The 14686-nt window shown below is 35.7% G+C and carries 20 protein-coding genes; 15 read left to right on the top strand and 5 right to left on the bottom strand.

The window, feature by feature from the left end; translation table 11 throughout:
- Nucleotides 1-70: 70 nt before the first annotated feature.
- Complete coding sequence (locus tag MHH66_RS06390; RefSeq protein ID WP_002138209.1) at nucleotides 71-742, bottom strand: SIMPL domain-containing protein; 672 nt, start codon at nucleotides 740-742, stop codon at nucleotides 71-73.
- Between the two features lie 160 nt (nucleotides 743-902).
- On the opposite strand from MHH66_RS06390, the gene MHH66_RS06395 reads away from it, so the two are divergent.
- Nucleotides 903-1322, top strand: coding sequence for a MarR family winged helix-turn-helix transcriptional regulator (locus MHH66_RS06395; protein ID WP_002088468.1), 420 nt, complete (start codon nucleotides 903-905; stop codon nucleotides 1320-1322).
- Nucleotides 1323-1422: 100 nt separating this feature from the next.
- Nucleotides 1423-1968 carry a hypothetical protein gene (locus MHH66_RS06400; RefSeq protein ID WP_078184393.1) on the top strand — a complete coding sequence of 182 codons (546 nt, stop codon included), beginning with the start codon at nucleotides 1423-1425 and terminating at the stop codon, nucleotides 1966-1968.
- Between the two features lie 42 nt (nucleotides 1969-2010).
- On the opposite strand, the gene MHH66_RS06405 is transcribed toward MHH66_RS06400, so the two are convergent.
- Genes MHH66_RS06405 through MHH66_RS06420 form a run of 4 tightly spaced genes read right to left on the bottom strand, consistent with a single transcriptional unit; the run spans nucleotide 2011 to nucleotide 5390 of the window.
- Nucleotides 2011-3081, bottom strand: a complete 1071-nt coding sequence (locus MHH66_RS06405) for an ABC transporter permease subunit (RefSeq protein WP_078184392.1) — start codon at nucleotides 3079-3081, stop codon at nucleotides 2011-2013.
- A 12-nt stretch (nucleotides 3082-3093) separates the two neighbouring features.
- Entirely contained in the window at nucleotides 3094-4134 is a 1041-nt protein-coding gene (locus MHH66_RS06410; protein WP_078184391.1) for an acetoin ABC transporter permease, read from the bottom strand.
- Nucleotides 4124-5005, bottom strand: a complete 882-nt coding sequence (locus tag MHH66_RS06415) for an ABC transporter ATP-binding protein (protein ID WP_078184390.1) — start codon at nucleotides 5003-5005, stop codon at nucleotides 4124-4126. The genes MHH66_RS06410 and MHH66_RS06415 overlap by 11 nt, the downstream gene beginning before the upstream one ends.
- Nucleotides 4971-5390 carry a GntR family transcriptional regulator gene (locus MHH66_RS06420; protein WP_002033900.1) on the bottom strand — a complete coding sequence of 140 codons (420 nt, stop codon included), beginning with the start codon at nucleotides 5388-5390 and terminating at the stop codon, nucleotides 4971-4973. Before MHH66_RS06420 ends, MHH66_RS06415 begins: the two co-directional genes overlap by 35 nt.
- Before the next feature lie 166 nt (nucleotides 5391-5556).
- On the opposite strand from MHH66_RS06420, the gene dacF reads away from it, so the two are divergent.
- From dacF to MHH66_RS06485, 13 genes are all read left to right on the top strand, one after another.
- A complete protein-coding gene (gene dacF, locus MHH66_RS06425; protein ID WP_002088461.1) occupies nucleotides 5557-6747 on the top strand; it encodes a serine-type D-Ala-D-Ala carboxypeptidase DacF in 1191 nt (396 codons plus the stop codon).
- 165 nt (nucleotides 6748-6912) lie between these two features.
- Entirely contained in the window at nucleotides 6913-7263 is a 351-nt protein-coding gene (gene spoIIAA / locus MHH66_RS06430) for an anti-sigma F factor antagonist (RefSeq protein ID WP_002128957.1), read from the top strand.
- Nucleotides 7264-7704 carry an anti-sigma F factor gene (spoIIAB, locus tag MHH66_RS06435; RefSeq protein ID WP_001243400.1) on the top strand — a complete coding sequence of 147 codons (441 nt, stop codon included), beginning with the start codon at nucleotides 7264-7266 and terminating at the stop codon, nucleotides 7702-7704.
- Nucleotides 7705-7716: 12 nt separating this feature from the next.
- The gene (gene sigF, locus MHH66_RS06440) at nucleotides 7717-8475 is read left to right on the top strand and encodes an RNA polymerase sporulation sigma factor SigF (protein ID WP_002014922.1); all 759 of its coding nucleotides are present in this window, start codon (nucleotides 7717-7719) and stop codon (nucleotides 8473-8475) included.
- A gap of 157 nt (nucleotides 8476-8632) precedes the next feature.
- Nucleotides 8633-8731, top strand: coding sequence for a methionine/alanine import family NSS transporter small subunit (locus MHH66_RS06445; protein ID WP_000016829.1), 99 nt, complete (start codon nucleotides 8633-8635; stop codon nucleotides 8729-8731).
- Nucleotides 8732-8847: 116 nt separating this feature from the next.
- A complete protein-coding gene (locus tag MHH66_RS06450; protein ID WP_002067040.1) occupies nucleotides 8848-9468 on the top strand; it encodes a stage V sporulation protein AA in 621 nt (206 codons plus the stop codon).
- A complete protein-coding gene (gene spoVAB, locus MHH66_RS06455; RefSeq protein ID WP_016092269.1) occupies nucleotides 9461-9877 on the top strand; it encodes a stage V sporulation protein SpoVAB in 417 nt (138 codons plus the stop codon). The genes MHH66_RS06450 and spoVAB overlap by 8 nt, the downstream gene beginning before the upstream one ends.
- 12 nt (nucleotides 9878-9889) lie before the next feature.
- Complete coding sequence (gene spoVAC / locus MHH66_RS06460; RefSeq protein WP_002128953.1) at nucleotides 9890-10348, top strand: stage V sporulation protein AC; 459 nt, start codon at nucleotides 9890-9892, stop codon at nucleotides 10346-10348.
- Between the two features lie 13 nt (nucleotides 10349-10361).
- Complete coding sequence (spoVAD, locus tag MHH66_RS06465; protein WP_002165116.1) at nucleotides 10362-11378, top strand: stage V sporulation protein AD; 1017 nt, start codon at nucleotides 10362-10364, stop codon at nucleotides 11376-11378.
- 3 nt (nucleotides 11379-11381) lie between these two features.
- Nucleotides 11382-11732 (top strand): stage V sporulation protein AE, encoded by a 351-nt coding sequence (gene spoVAE / locus MHH66_RS06470; protein WP_002014916.1) that lies wholly within the window; start codon nucleotides 11382-11384, stop codon nucleotides 11730-11732.
- A 5-nt stretch (nucleotides 11733-11737) separates the two neighbouring features.
- Nucleotides 11738-12307 carry a stage V sporulation protein AE gene (locus tag MHH66_RS06475; RefSeq protein ID WP_002088445.1) on the top strand — a complete coding sequence of 190 codons (570 nt, stop codon included), beginning with the start codon at nucleotides 11738-11740 and terminating at the stop codon, nucleotides 12305-12307.
- Nucleotides 12294-13766 (top strand): spore germination protein SpoVAF, encoded by a 1473-nt coding sequence (gene spoVAF / locus MHH66_RS06480; RefSeq protein WP_002143032.1) that lies wholly within the window; start codon nucleotides 12294-12296, stop codon nucleotides 13764-13766. The genes MHH66_RS06475 and spoVAF overlap by 14 nt, the downstream gene beginning before the upstream one ends.
- Before the next feature lie 95 nt (nucleotides 13767-13861).
- Nucleotides 13862-14665 (top strand): Cof-type HAD-IIB family hydrolase, encoded by an 804-nt coding sequence (locus MHH66_RS06485; protein ID WP_002067045.1) that lies wholly within the window; start codon nucleotides 13862-13864, stop codon nucleotides 14663-14665.
- The last annotated feature ends 21 nt before the right edge of the window (nucleotides 14666-14686 follow it).

The raw sequence follows: 14686 nt of genomic DNA on the forward strand, positions 1-14686 counted from the left end.
CTTTATTATATCAGAACATCATGTTTTTACAACAACGAAAATGATAACGGTTACTTATAAATGAGTTTATTTATAAATACGTAAAAATTGCCCGGATAGATGAAATGATTTCTAGTTCTCCTGATTGAATGGGCGGAGCTGCTTGCGCATGCAAAGTAGCATATGATGCGATCTCCCGTGGTAATTGGGCAGATTCTTCAACGAGTGAGAGGGGAACAGGATTAATATTTAAATTGTAGGTACTCGCAATTGTACGAGCTTTGTCTACTGCTTGTTGCAGAGCTTGAATGAGAGCTTGCTCATAATATTTATTTGGATGAGATATTCGAAAACGTAATCCTTTTGCTACGTTTGCACCATTTGTAACGGCTATATCATATACTTCCCCTGCTTTTTGCACATTTAAAACGGTAATTTCATACAAATGCTCCACACGGTAGCCTTGTAGTAATGCTTTATCATTTACATATTCGTATTGAGGAGTGATGGTATAAGAAATGGTTTCTATATCTTTATCGGCAATACCTAGCTGTTTGAGTGCATCAAGCAATTGTTTCGATTGCACTGCATTTTCTTCTTGCGCCTGTTTTACATTTTTACTATCTGTTCGAATGCCCAGTGTTAATATGACAACATTTGGTTTTGCCTTTATAATGCCTTCTCCTTGTACAGTAATAGTAGCTTCTTTACCAGTATTTGTCGTACGGATATTATGTAAATACGGATTCATTCCACTTTGCATTTATGCTCACCATCCTTTTTTATATGTATATGTGTGAACAAAAAAGAAAATCTTATGAAAAAAGTTACATAAATGAGAATGTTAAGGGAAGAAAGCATATACAATATAGGTATTTATAGATTATAATATGTGTAAATATGATAAAAAAGGGACGAGGCTAGTGAACGAAAATAGAGAAACACTGATTTTAGATTTATCTGCATCATTTCGAAAGATGATACGTTTATTACAAAATGATATTAATACACGTTTTTCAGAGCATATGCCATATAACGAATTCTCTGTATTACGTGCGTTATTTTTAAAAAGTCCACAGATGGCTTCGCAAATTGCGAGTGAAGTAAACGTAACCTCCAGTCATATTACAGCTGTAACAGATCGTCTCGTGCGAAAAGGGTTTGTTGAAAGAAAACGTTCAAATTCGGACCGTCGTATCGTATACTTAGAAATTACTGAAAACGGACGAGAAGTAACTGAAAAGCTTGAAGCTGTGCGTAAAGAATATTATAAAGAGAAATTTAAAGGTTGGAGCGACCAAGAGATAGAAATGGTTTTAGAACTATTTGGCCGCGTATTATAATAAATGAGGATAGGAAGCGAGAGCTTTCCTATCCTTTTTCTTTTGAATAAAAATATTTTGAAACTCCGATACTTTAATTAAACAGATCGGAGGAAAGATTATGAAATATATTGCTGCACTTACCATTTTACTTGGAAGTTTTTTCTGCTTTCATACATTCATGTACGCTGATACCCCTATCCAAGTGGTGCAAAAAGAAGTGAAGTACATTGAGAATGATAATACCGTCTTGTATTCGAAATTATGGGTTCGTTCTATGCAAAACGCAGTATTATTTCATCATAGTGATAATGTTCGTAATCAGGACACTTTGCGTAATGTAACAAGTTCATCGCTCGTTAAAGCGAAGCAATTACCGTTTCAAAAAGCAGCTATGTACATTCCTAGATTATCGCAATACGTATCGAAAGCAGGAAAAGAAAATATCCAAGTGTATTACATTGCGGTGCACTATAATGTGAAAAAAGAAAATGCATATCAATTAAATGGTATGAACTATTTTTTGCAAGTGTTTCTGAAAGAGCGCGGGGAATGGAAAATTACTGAAAGTGTAGTCGCACCGACAGAACAAATTGTGCAAAACGGTGATGGATTTGGGATGAAGGAAGAGATGGTATATGGGGATAGGAGAGAGAATGTGAAATAGCCTCCTTTTGAAGGAGGCTATTTATTAGAAAATTACATTTTACTATTTTACTCCCAAAGAAATTCTTTTCTTTAATAAGCGTGATAACACGATATAGCAAATTAGACCAATTACACTAAAGCCAATATAATAACTAATAATCGATTGTGTTCCTCCTATTATGCGACCTCCAAATAGTGCGAAACAAAATACAGTACATGCTATAAAAGGCTTGTGGAGCTTTGAGAATAAAAGCAACTTACCGTTTTGTTCATTAGGCGATTGTGTATATAAATAGGTACCTAAAGGTAATAAGATAAGTATATACATAATTGGACTTAATAAGTTCCAAGCAGAGGGTATTTTTGAAAAATTAGGTTCGTTTATTCGTTTACCGTTTTTATCTGTGTAAGCTGATTGTGGATCGTAATCAAATCTAATCTCTAAGTCCTCAATAGGTGAAAGTATATTTATATGTGATGAAACTGATACGTATTGATTTTCAATTTTGTAAGTTTTCTCGTGAGTTCCGTACAGGTGAACTGAAATAAAACCAGCCAAAAGTAATGCCAATCCGTATGGTAAAATAAGCATAATACCAGTGAATATACTTTGAGAAAGTATATTAGCAGTTATTGTTCCCATAAATAATGTCAAAGTATAAATAGCAATTAATACAATGACTGTATAAAGAAAATAAGAATGAAATGGTGAGAATAACTGGTATTTATTATGAAAGGTCGTCTTTTTTAAAATTGCGAAAAGTCCCCAATTTATTGCATAGACAGCAATAATATTAAGTACCCCTAATAACCATTTTGTAAGATATATATATCTTCGCTTAAAAGGCAGCGCCCATAAAGAGTCCATGGTTTTGTTATGGCGTTCCCAACCAATCAGCACACATGCTAACGCAATAATTACAATTCCCTGTATAAATAAATGGTCTTCAGGACTAAGGAAATATTGATAATGATAATTAACTTTTTCCGTGATAGTTTGTGAAAAATGAAAGGATTTTGCAGCATCTACATAATATTTATAAGATAGTGTATAGAAGCTAGTAATCCAAAAAAGCCAAATGAAATATTTTCCTTGTTTATAGTTTTGTAACCATAATGCTTTTTGAAACATAGGATCTCTCCTTTATAAAACTTTATAATTTGTAAGGCGTGAAAGTGCAAAATAGCTGAGGGTTCCAAATGAAATTAGCCCAAAATAATAGCTAAATATCAAATCAGAATAGTGTAACATGCTCCCACCGATTAAAGCAAAATAGAAAGTTGTCCCGACAATCCATAGTTTTTGTTTCTTTTGAAATGAAAATACTTTCTTATTATTTTCATTAGGTGAATGCTTATATAAAATAACCCCCAGTAATAAGAAACATATTGTATATAGAATGGGTACTAGTAATATTTTAGGAGAACTATAGTCAGAGAATACAGGTCCTTCCTTTTTAGTTGGTTGGTTCCTCATATCATAATTATATCGAATATGAAAATTTTTTATGGGAGCAAGAATTTCTGTTTGCTGGTTTAAATGATAGATTGCTTCATATTTATTTGAAGAATGTTCTGTATCCATATTTAAATGTGCATTATAAAAAGAGAAGAGCAAAGAAAAAATTCCAAACCCTTTAATTAAATATAAAACACAGAAGGTACCTTGAGAAATGATACTTCCTGTAAAAGTTCCGATACACAAAGCTGTAGTATAGAGAGCGATATAAGTAATTATTGCATAGAAAAAATATCTATGGAAAAAGTTGAATGATTGAAATTCAAAGTGAATTGTCGTTCTATATACAAGGTACATTAGAGCCCAGCATAGTAAAAGACATGTAACAATGTGAATAATGCCAAATAACCATTTTGAAAAAAAGATGGTGCTACGTTTAAAAGGCATTACCATTAAAGAATCACTCAACTTCAAATTGCTACGTTCCCATCCAATCATTAAGCAAGCTAGTGCAATGATAGAGAGAATAATGATGGAATTGTAATCTGAGAAGTAATAGTCGTAATAAAACTCTCCTGTTGGGTTATATTTATAGAAAAAATCCATCTGGGTTTGGGATGCCTTATAGTATTTATAAGGGAAAACATACATAGATACCAAAAACATTATTAGTACAGCATACTTCCCGCGTTTCCAATTCCACATCCACAACGCCTTATGAAACATACCCATCCCCCTCAAGTGTCGTAACGAAGACATCTTCAAGTGACATTGCTAATTCTTCAATGAGTATTGGTTGCTCTTTATAGAACTTCTCCAGTGTTGTAGCCACATTTCCCTCAATTAAGATTGTATATACTTTTCCTGTTTGATTTAATATTTTAATATTGCTTAAGTTTTCTAGTTTTTGAGGTAGTGATCGTTCGTAAGCAACTTGGACTTTAGCAAATTGTGATTTTGCATCATCTAGTGATGTAATAGAAGAGATAGTATGGCCTTTTAATATAATGATTGTATCTGCAATTTGTTCCACTTCATCTAAATGATGAGTTGAGATGAAAATTGTAATTTCTTTTTCTGCTACTTCTTCAACGAGAAATTGTAGAATCTGTCTTTTAACGATAGGATCAAGTCCGTTTGTCGGTTCATCTAAAATGACATATTCTGCTTTTGCAGCGAAAGCTAAAATGATCGCAAGCAGTGCTTTCATTCCTTTTGAGTAACTACGAATACGTTTGTTTGGTAAATTAAAACGTTCTAATATTTCATAAAAATATTGTTCATCAAATGCTGTATAAACCGCTTTATAAAACTTTACGATTTCTTTTACTGTATATCCGTTCAGTATGTTAGTAGAGTCTGGAACGTATACAACTTTTTGTTTAATTTCAGGATGCATATGAACATCTGTATTCTCATATGTAACAGTTCCTTCATCGGGGTCTAAAATGCCGACCATCGTTCGTAATAAAGTTGTTTTCCCCGCACCGTTTCTTCCGAGCAATCCGACGATACTACCTTTTTGTAATGTGAAAGAAACATCGTCTAAAATCGTTTGGTTATCAATTGTTTTCTTCAAGTTTGTCACTTTCAACATCTGTATTTCCTCCAATCTCTTTATAGTATGAATCTATCCAATCGTGAATTTTATCTTTCGTAATCCCAAGATAAGAGGCTTCTAGTAATAATTGATGAAATTGCTTTTCAACCATAGCGATTTTCCTTTCGTCTAATGTTGGGGTAATCGATTGGGCTACAAATGTTCCTTTTCCTCGTAATGTTTCAATAATCCCTTGTCGCTCTAATTCTTGATAAGCTTTACTTACTGTATTTGGATTTATAACGAGCAAAGAAGCAAGCTCGCGTACAGAAGGAAGTTTATCACTTGGAGCTAACATATTTTTGAGTACGAGCTCTTTTATATTTTGAACAATTTGTTCCCATATCGGAGTGTTGCTTCTTGGATCAAGTTGAATATGCAAGAGCAATGTCTCCTTCCTGATGAGTATTAAGTGTACTACTACGTGTAATACACTTAATACAATATAGGCAATGAATTTATTTGTCAACTGAAAATAATAGAAAAATATGGTATTAAAAATGTATAAATTGGAAAAAATAAGTTTGATATAGAATGGAGGGTTAGTCATGAAGCGAGTTTTTGGAATACTTGTTTGTTTCATGTTATTGCTTTCTGGTACTTCAGTTAGTTTCGCACAATCTGAGAAAACGAAGCAGGAAAAAACAGAAGAAACCACGCCGAAGTTAGCGGAACAAGCGTCGTCAGCGATCGTAATTGAGCAAGATACAGGTAAAGTTTTGTTTGATAAAAATCCGAATGAAAAGTTACCACCTGCTAGTATGACAAAGATTATGACAATGCTATTAATTATGGAACAAGTTGAAAAAGGAAAACTAAAACTAAACGATAAAGTTAGAGCGAGTGAACACGCAGCTTCAATGGGCGGATCACAAATTTTTCTAGAACCTGGGGAAGAGATGACTGTAAATGAAATGTTAAAGGGCATTGCAATTGCATCTGGAAATGATGCATCGGTTGCAGTAGCTGAGCATATCGCTGGTTCAGAAGAAGGTTTCGTAAATATGATGAACAAAAAAGCGAAAGATCTAGGATTGAAAAATACACATTTTCAAAATCCGACAGGTCTCCCGGCCAAAGATCATTATTCTACAGCGAATGATATGGCTATTATGGCGAAAGAGTTGATGAAGTATCCACTTATTCGAAAATACACAGGTAAATATGAAGACTATTTACGTGAAAATACGGATAAGAAGTTTTGGCTTGTTAATACGAATAAGCTAGTACGTTTTTATCCTGGAGTAGATGGAGTGAAAACAGGCTTTACGACAGAAGCGAAATATTGTTTAACGGCATCGGCTGAGAAAAATGGTATGCGTGTTATTTCAGTTGTAATGGGAGCACCTACATCAAAAGAGCGGAACAATCAAGTAACGAAGCTTCTTGATTATGCATTTGGACAATACATGACAAAGAAATTATATACACGTGGTGAGAAAATTAAGACTGTACAAGTAGGAAAAGGTAAGGAAGAAAAAGTAGATTTAGTTGCGTCAGACAATGTGTCTCTTCTTATGAAGAAGGGCGAAAATATGGACAAAGTTAAACAAGAAGTGATTGCTGAAAAGAAAGTGAAGGCACCGATTAAAAAAGGTGATGCACTTGGTACACTTGTTATTAAAAGAGATAAAGATGTTTTATTAAAACAAACAATTGTAGCGAAAGAAGATGTTGAGGCAGCGAGTTGGTGGGAGTTATTTAAAAGAAGTTTTGGGATGTTTTCAACATCAAAATAGCGGCGGAAATTTTGATGTTTTTCTGTTCGTATTTACTGAAATAATTGCTGAAAGGTTTCACTTTATGACGAAATAGTTCTTCTTTTGTCAGTAGGAAGGATTCTGATTTTATATCACGAAAATCTTATGTTAATGAGTAAAGTTTGAGCATAAGGAGGAAATCGTGTGAGTCTTTCCATGCATTTAGAAGTAAAACGTGACGTCTTATGTGTGAGGCTAGAGGGCGAGTTAGATCATCATACTGCTGAAGAGTTGCGAACGAAAGTCACAGATATGATTGAGACACATGGTGTTCATCATATTATTTTGAGCCTAGAGAACTTAACATTTATGGATAGTTCTGGTTTAGGCGTTATATTAGGCCGATATAAACATGTAAAGGGATTAGGTGGAGAGATGGTTGTCTGTGCAATTTCACCGCCCGTTAAACGTTTATTTGAAATGTCAGGTCTATTCAAAATTGTTCGTTTAGAAGAAAGTGAAGCGCATGCGCTCGCGACGTTGGGGGTGGCGTAGATGAGAAATGAAATGAACCTTCAATTTTCAGCGTTAAGTCAGAATGAATCATTCGCTCGTGTTACGGTAGCTGCTTTTATTGCGCAATTAGACCCGACGATGGAAGAACTAACAGAGATTAAAACAGTTGTGTCAGAAGCGGTTACAAATGCAATTATTCATGGGTATGAAGGAAATGCAGAAGGTGTTGTTTATATTTCAGTGATTTTGGAAGAAGCGATGGTGAAACTCACGATTCGAGATGAAGGGATTGGTATCTTTAACTTAGATGAAGCAAGACAACCCCTTTTTACAACTAAACCTGAATTAGAGCGTTCCGGAATGGGATTTACTATCATGGAAAATTTTATGGATGAAGTAGAAGTTATTTCAAACGAATCTTTCGGGACAACAATCCATTTGACAAAATACTTATCAAATAGTAACGCTCTATGCAATTAAGGAGAATAGCCAATGGACATAGAGGTCAGAAATGAGAAGAAGAAACCTCAGTTAAAGGACCACGAGCTAAAAGCGTTAATTCAAAAAAGTCAAGATGGAGATCAACAAGCGAGAGATACAATCGTTCAAAGTAATATGCGTCTCGTATGGTCGGTTGTACAGCGATTTCTTAATCGAGGATACGAACCAGACGATTTATTTCAAATTGGATGTATTGGGCTCTTAAAATCGGTAGATAAATTTGATTTATCTTTCGACGTGAAATTTTCAACATATGCAGTTCCAATGATTATCGGTGAAATACAACGATTTTTACGTGACGATGGATCAGTGAAAGTAAGTAGATCTTTAAAAGAAACAGGAAACAAAGTCCGAAAGATGAGAGACGAGCTTTCGAAAGAATTTGGAAGGGCTCCAACGATTAATGAGGTAGCACAGGCTCTTGAACTAACGCCGGAAGAAGTTGTTCTGGCGCAAGAAGCGAGTCGTGCTCCTTCGTCGATACATGAAACTGTGTATGAAAACGATGGAGATCCAATTACTATTTTAGATCAAATTGCAGATCAATCGGAAACGAAATGGTTTGATAAAATTGCTTTAAAAGAAGCGATTAGAGAATTGGATGAACGAGAAAGGTTAATTGTGTATTTGCGCTATTATAAAGACCAAACCCAATCAGAAGTAGCGGAGCGCATAGGCATTTCGCAAGTACAAGTTTCAAGACTTGAAAAGAAAATATTAAAACAGATGAAAGATCGAATAGATGAATAGCTATCTATTCGATTTTTTTTGTTGTAACGTATGGTTGGTCGATAGCGGCAGCGTTTCTTATAGTTGCACTAGTCATTAGTCTGAAGAAATGGAATGCACAAATACATTCAGACTCTGTCCAGCTCGAAAAAGAATGGAAGGACCGAGGTGTTTCATGATGAGTGGATCAGCGATTATGATGATGGTTATAGGTATGGTAGTCATTTGGGGAGGACTTGCATTAAGTATTGCAAATTTATTTAAGAAAAAGGCATAAGCTAAAAACATCTGTACCGAAATGGTACAGATGTTTTTTTTATGAAAAAATTGTATTAGAAAAAATTCCAATAACCATACTACAACTACGAGGAAGAGTGAAGGGGTGAATGAAAATTGGAACAAACGATTTATATTAAAATGCGCAATCGCTTAAAAGTGTCTCCTACGTATGAAGTAAAGCTGAGCGATGTTGCTCAACTTGCCGGAGACTCTTTTGTAGTTGAGTTGTTACAAAATGAAATAGTCTACAAAATAACAGCGCATGATAAAACACATGTTGTAATTGATGTTATGAAAGTGATTGAGATTATTCAACAAAAAGCGGCTCACATACAAATTAATTTACTTGGTTCTGGACAAACTCTTGTTGAAATTATATACGAAAAAAAGAAAGTGCATCCGGTTTTCTTCGGACTTGTATGGTTGTTACTTTTCATTGGAGCGGCCCTTGCGATCATTTATTTCCATGAGGATGTAAGTATGCAACAAGTACACCAACGGTTATATTACATGATTACTGGAGAATTTAAGGCGCAACCACTCTTATTTCAAATTCCTTATTCATTAGGTCTTGGATTAGGTATGGTCTTATTTTTTAATCATGTATTTCAAAAGCGAATTAATGAAGAGCCGAGTCCGTTAGAAGTTGAGATGTTTCAATATCAGCAGTCGCTTGATCAATATGTAATTGTTCACGAAAACAAGGATAATATGAAACAGATTGCTGATGATTGAGTGTGCATTTGTTGTATTAATTGGCTTAGCTGGAGGGATTGCAGTAGGTAGCGGATATGTCGCGTTTTTAGCTGTACTTGGTATAATCCCTCGTTTAGCTCAATTAACGAGAAGTGGAAAGCATATTCAATACTTTGAGTGGGCGGTCATTGCAGGTACTTTAACAGGGGCTTGGTGTAGTTTGAAAAATATTACATTTCAAACGTCACAATATTGGCTTGTTATATTAGGGATATTTTGTGGCACATTCATTGGAATGCTCGCTGCGGCGTTAACGGAAGTGTTAAACGTTTTACCTATTTTAGCGAAACGAGTAAGGGTAGAGGAGAAAATTATTGTTTTACTCGTTGCTCTTGTACTTGGGAAAGTAATAGGCTCGTTGTTTCACTGGATTTATTTCGTAAAGTAGGAGGCAATATATATGGCAGGGCGAAAATTGAAGGACGATTACATAAATAAAGTGAAGGAGTACCATCCAAAACCGAACTATTTCATAAATTGTGTGAAGGCATTTCTTGTTGGTGGACTCATTTGTACGGTTGGAGAAGTGTTGATGAAATTTTATATACATTACTTTCACTTTAGTGAGAAAGAGGCAGGAAACCCTACAGTTGCAACTCTTGTTTTACTATCAGCGATTTTAACAGGGTGTGGTGTATATGATAAAATCGGGCAGTTTTCTGGAGCAGGATCAGCAGTACCAGTTACTGGATTTGCGAATTCTATGGCGAGTGCCGCACTAGAACATAGGAGTGAAGGGATTGTTCTAGGAATCGCTACTAACATGTTTAAGCTTGCAGGAAGTGTCATTGTATTTGGAGTCGTCGGTGCATACATTATCGGGTTAATAAGATATACATTTCAAATTTTAATGTCTTAAAGGAGGGGTGGGTATGAGATTGACAGGAAAACAAACGTGGGTATTTCAAAATGATATCTTCGTGAATGCAACTGGTACTGCTGTCGGTCCGAAAGAAGCTGAAGGCCCTCTTGGAAAGGATTTTGATATTTCATATTCTGACTTACATTGCGGAGAGGAAAACTGGGAACTTGCTGAACGAAGATTAATGTCAGACTCAATTCAACAAGCGATGCAAAAAGGGAATATAAAAAAATCGCAAATTGATTTCTTTTTAGCGGGAGATTTATTAAACCAAACAGTGACAGCAAATTATGTTGCTCGTGAGTATGGTATTCCTTTTTTAGGGATGTTCAGCGCTTGTGCGACGTCAATGGAAACTTTGGCGATTGGATCAGCTTTTATAGATGGTGGATTTGCGAATCGTATTTTAGCTACAGTAAGTAGTCATAATGCGACGGCTGAAAGACAATTTCGTTCCCCAACAGAATATGGAGGACAAAAGCCAGGGACAGCAAACTCAACTGTTACCGGAGCAGGGTCAATATTAATTAGCAATGAGGAGAGTGCAATTAAAATAACAGCAGCAACAATTGGTAAAGTGCAAGATTTAGGAATTGCTAATCCTTTAGATATGGGATCAGCGATGGCACCAGCTGCTGCTCATACAATTCAACAACATTTTGAAGATTTGAGAAGAAGTGCAGCTGATTATGATCTTATTGTTACTGGTGATTTATCGGCTGTTGGGACACCAATTGCGAAACAACTTTTACTTGAGGAAGGGTATGATTTGGGGAATGTATACAATGATTGTGGATTAATGATTTACAATTCAAATCAAGAAGAAGTGTTTGCAGGGGGGAGTGGTTGTGCTTGTTCAGCTGTTGTAACATACGGCCATTTATTGCGTGAAATGCAAAAAGGGAATTTACAAAGAATTTTTGTCGTTGCAACTGGAGCTCTATTAAGCCCCATGATGATACAACAGAAGGAAACGATTCCAACAATTGCGCATGGTGTTGTGTTTGAAAGCGTTAAAGGAGAGTGAATTGTGGATTTTATATATGCATTTCTTGTAGGAGGAGCTATTTGTGTAATTGGACAAGTGTTGCTAGATTTCGCAAAGTTAACACCGGCACATTTAATGGCAACTTTTGTAGTCGCCGGAGCTATTTTAGACGGATTCGGATTGTACGATAAGCTTATAAAATTTGCAGGTGCTGGGGCAACAGTCCCTATTACAAGTTTTGGACACTCACTATTGCACGGGGCAATGCATGCGGCAGAAAAACATGGATATTTAGGAATTGGAATCGGTATGTTTAGCTTAACGTCTGCGGGGATTTCAGCAGCGATATTATTTTCATTTTTTGTTGCACTTATATGTAAACCGAAAGGATAAATCAAATGAGACGAAGGGTTGTTTTGGTCACAGATGGAGATGAATATGCAAAGCGGACAATTGAGCTGTTAACAAAGGAATTTGGGGGGAGGTGTATTTCAGCATCGCAAAGTAATCCGACCAAATTGACAGGGAAGAAAGTTGTTGAGCTTATTATGCAAACGCCATATGACCCTGTATTTGTCATGTTTGATGACAGCGGATTTATAGGAGAAGGATCTGGTGAAAAGGCGTTAAAGTATGTCGCAACACATAAACAAGTTGATGTACTCGGTATTTTAGCAGTAGCATCTAATACACATCATTGGGAATGGGCGCGTGTAGATGTAAGTGTAGATCGGAATGGGAATTTGACAGAATATGGCGTTGATAAATTTGGACTCCCAGATGGTGAAATTGGCAGGATTAGTGGGGATACGATTTATTGTTTAGATGGTCTGAATGTTCCTGTCATAGTGGGGGTCGGTGATATTGGCAAGATGTGCGGAAATGATGAATGGGAGAGAGGATCACCTATTACTAGAAAAGCGATTCAATTAATTTTGGAAAGGAGTGGCTTTTATGACGAAGCCTAAAAAAGTGAATATCCCGATTTCATCTTTTTTAAGTGATAATGAAAATTATTTAAAGCAAACAGTTGGACTTGGTGTTACATACGATGTTGGTATTCGTAAATTTAAAATTTTAAATAAAGAAATTGGTGTGTTATTTGTAAATGGACTTTGTGATACGAATTATATTATCCCTATTTTAGAAGAAGCGGTGGATACAAATGAAATAAGGGATGTAGAAGAAGATACAGTAAAGCTTTTAGAGAATCGTTTAATTCATCAACAAGTAAGTAAAGTAAAAACGATGGATGATGTAATGCTCCAAGTATTATCAGGACTCATTGTTATATTTGTGGAAGGTGAAACTGAAGCGTTCGCAATAGATGTTCGTAGTTATCCGGGCCGGACACCGACAGAACCAGATACAGAAAAGGTAGTGCGTGGTGCAAGGGATGGATTTGTTGAAAATATCGTTGTAAATACAGCGTTAATTCGTAGAAGAATACGCGATCCACGTCTTCGAAATGAAATGATTCGAGTAGGGGATAGATCGCAAACGGATATTTGTATTACATATGTACAAGATGTTGCAAATCCGGATTTAGTGAAGATTATAAAACAAGAATTAAATAATATTGAAGTAGATGGGATTACGATGGCGGATAAAACGGTAGAAGAATTTGTAGTGAAACAAGGTTATAATCCATTCCCGCTTATCCGATACACAGAGAGACCAGATGTAGCAGCAAATCATCTGTTAGAAGGACATGTGTTAGTACTCGTTGATACATCACCAAGTGCTATGATCACTCCAACAACATATTTTCACCATTTACAGCATGCAGAAGAGTTTAGACAAAATCCAGCTGTAGGTACATTTTTACGTTGGGTACGTTTTTTAGGTGTTATATTTTCGCTATTCTTACTGCCATTTTGGCTAGTTTTTGTTTTTGATCCGACTCTTTTACCGGAAAGTCTTGCTTTCATTGGACCAAATAAGATGACGCATTTACCGATTTTATTACAAATTTTGATGGCGGAAGTCGGACTCGAATTTTTAAGAATGGCTGCCATTCATACACCGACATCATTGTCGTCGGCAGCAGGATTAATTTCTGCCATATTAATTGGTCAAATTGCAATTGATGTAGGTTTGTTTGTACCAGAAGTTATTTTGTACGTAGCAGTTTCTATGATTGGAGCATACGCTACGCCAAGTTATGAGTTAGGGCTTGGGAATAAGATTGGAAAATTGTTTGTCATTATTTTAACAGGCATATTTCATGAAATGGGATTTGTCATTGGAATGACGATATTGATTCTATTTTTAACATCTATAAAAAGCTTGCAAACACCTTATTTATGGCCGTTTTTACCGTTTGATTGGGGCGCGTTAACGAAAATTTTACTTCGTCCAACTATGTCTAGTTTAAAGGTTCGTCCAAGTATTGTAAGACCTCAAAATGTGCGAAGACAAAAATAAGCGGGAGTATGCTCCGCTTATTTTTTATTGAAAATTTATTGTTTTTTTAACAAAAATCAAACATTTTTTTTGTACAATTAGAGTAGATATTGTGTATGGAAGGGGAAGAGGACATGATTAAACTATTTGTAAGTGATTTAGATGATACACTCGTTTACAATATGAATGATATGCAAAAAGAAGATGAACGAGCGCTTTGTTGGCTAGCTGAAAACGGGACAAATATTTGTTTTGCCTCTGGCCGTTTTACTCACCGAATTGATGAGGCGGTAAAAAGGTTTTCGTTCCCGTATTACACAACTAGTTTAAATGGAGCGACAATGATACTACCGGATGGAAAAGTATTTCATGAATCGAGTTTTGAAGATGGGGTTGCCCAGGAAATATATCGATATATACATAAAAAGGGACTAGCAGATATTGTTTGTGCAAATGAGCAGCGATATACAAAAAGGAAGAATGAACATCACCATACTTTTGAAGAGTATATGGGAGTGCATATTGCGGAAATCGAAGAGTTAGAAGAGGAATTTGGGAAGACTGTACATCCTGCGAAATTATTTGTTTTTGGAGAAGAAGAAAAAATTGTAGCATTAGATCAAGAGTTGAGAGATACATTTCATAGCGAAGCGGAAGTCTTTATATCGGGTAAGCGATATGTTGACATTATGCCAAGGGGTGTAAGTAAAGGAAGCGCTCTGAAGCGATTAATGGAACATTTACAAATTGAAGCAAATGAAGTTGCATGTATTGGAGATTCTTTCAATGATATTTCTATGTTTGAAGTAACCCCGCACTCCTTCACCCTCCATCATGCTCATCCGTATGTGAAGGAGAAAGCAAATCATGTTGTCCGTTCGGTTGAAGAAGCTATTATGAAATTACCGTTACTTGTATAAAAAAGAAGCTCGTCATTGGCG

This window comes from Bacillus sp. FSL H8-0492 (genome assembly GCF_038006145.1).
Classification (GTDB): Bacteria; Bacillota; Bacilli; order Bacillales; family Bacillaceae_G; genus Bacillus_A; species Bacillus_A mycoides.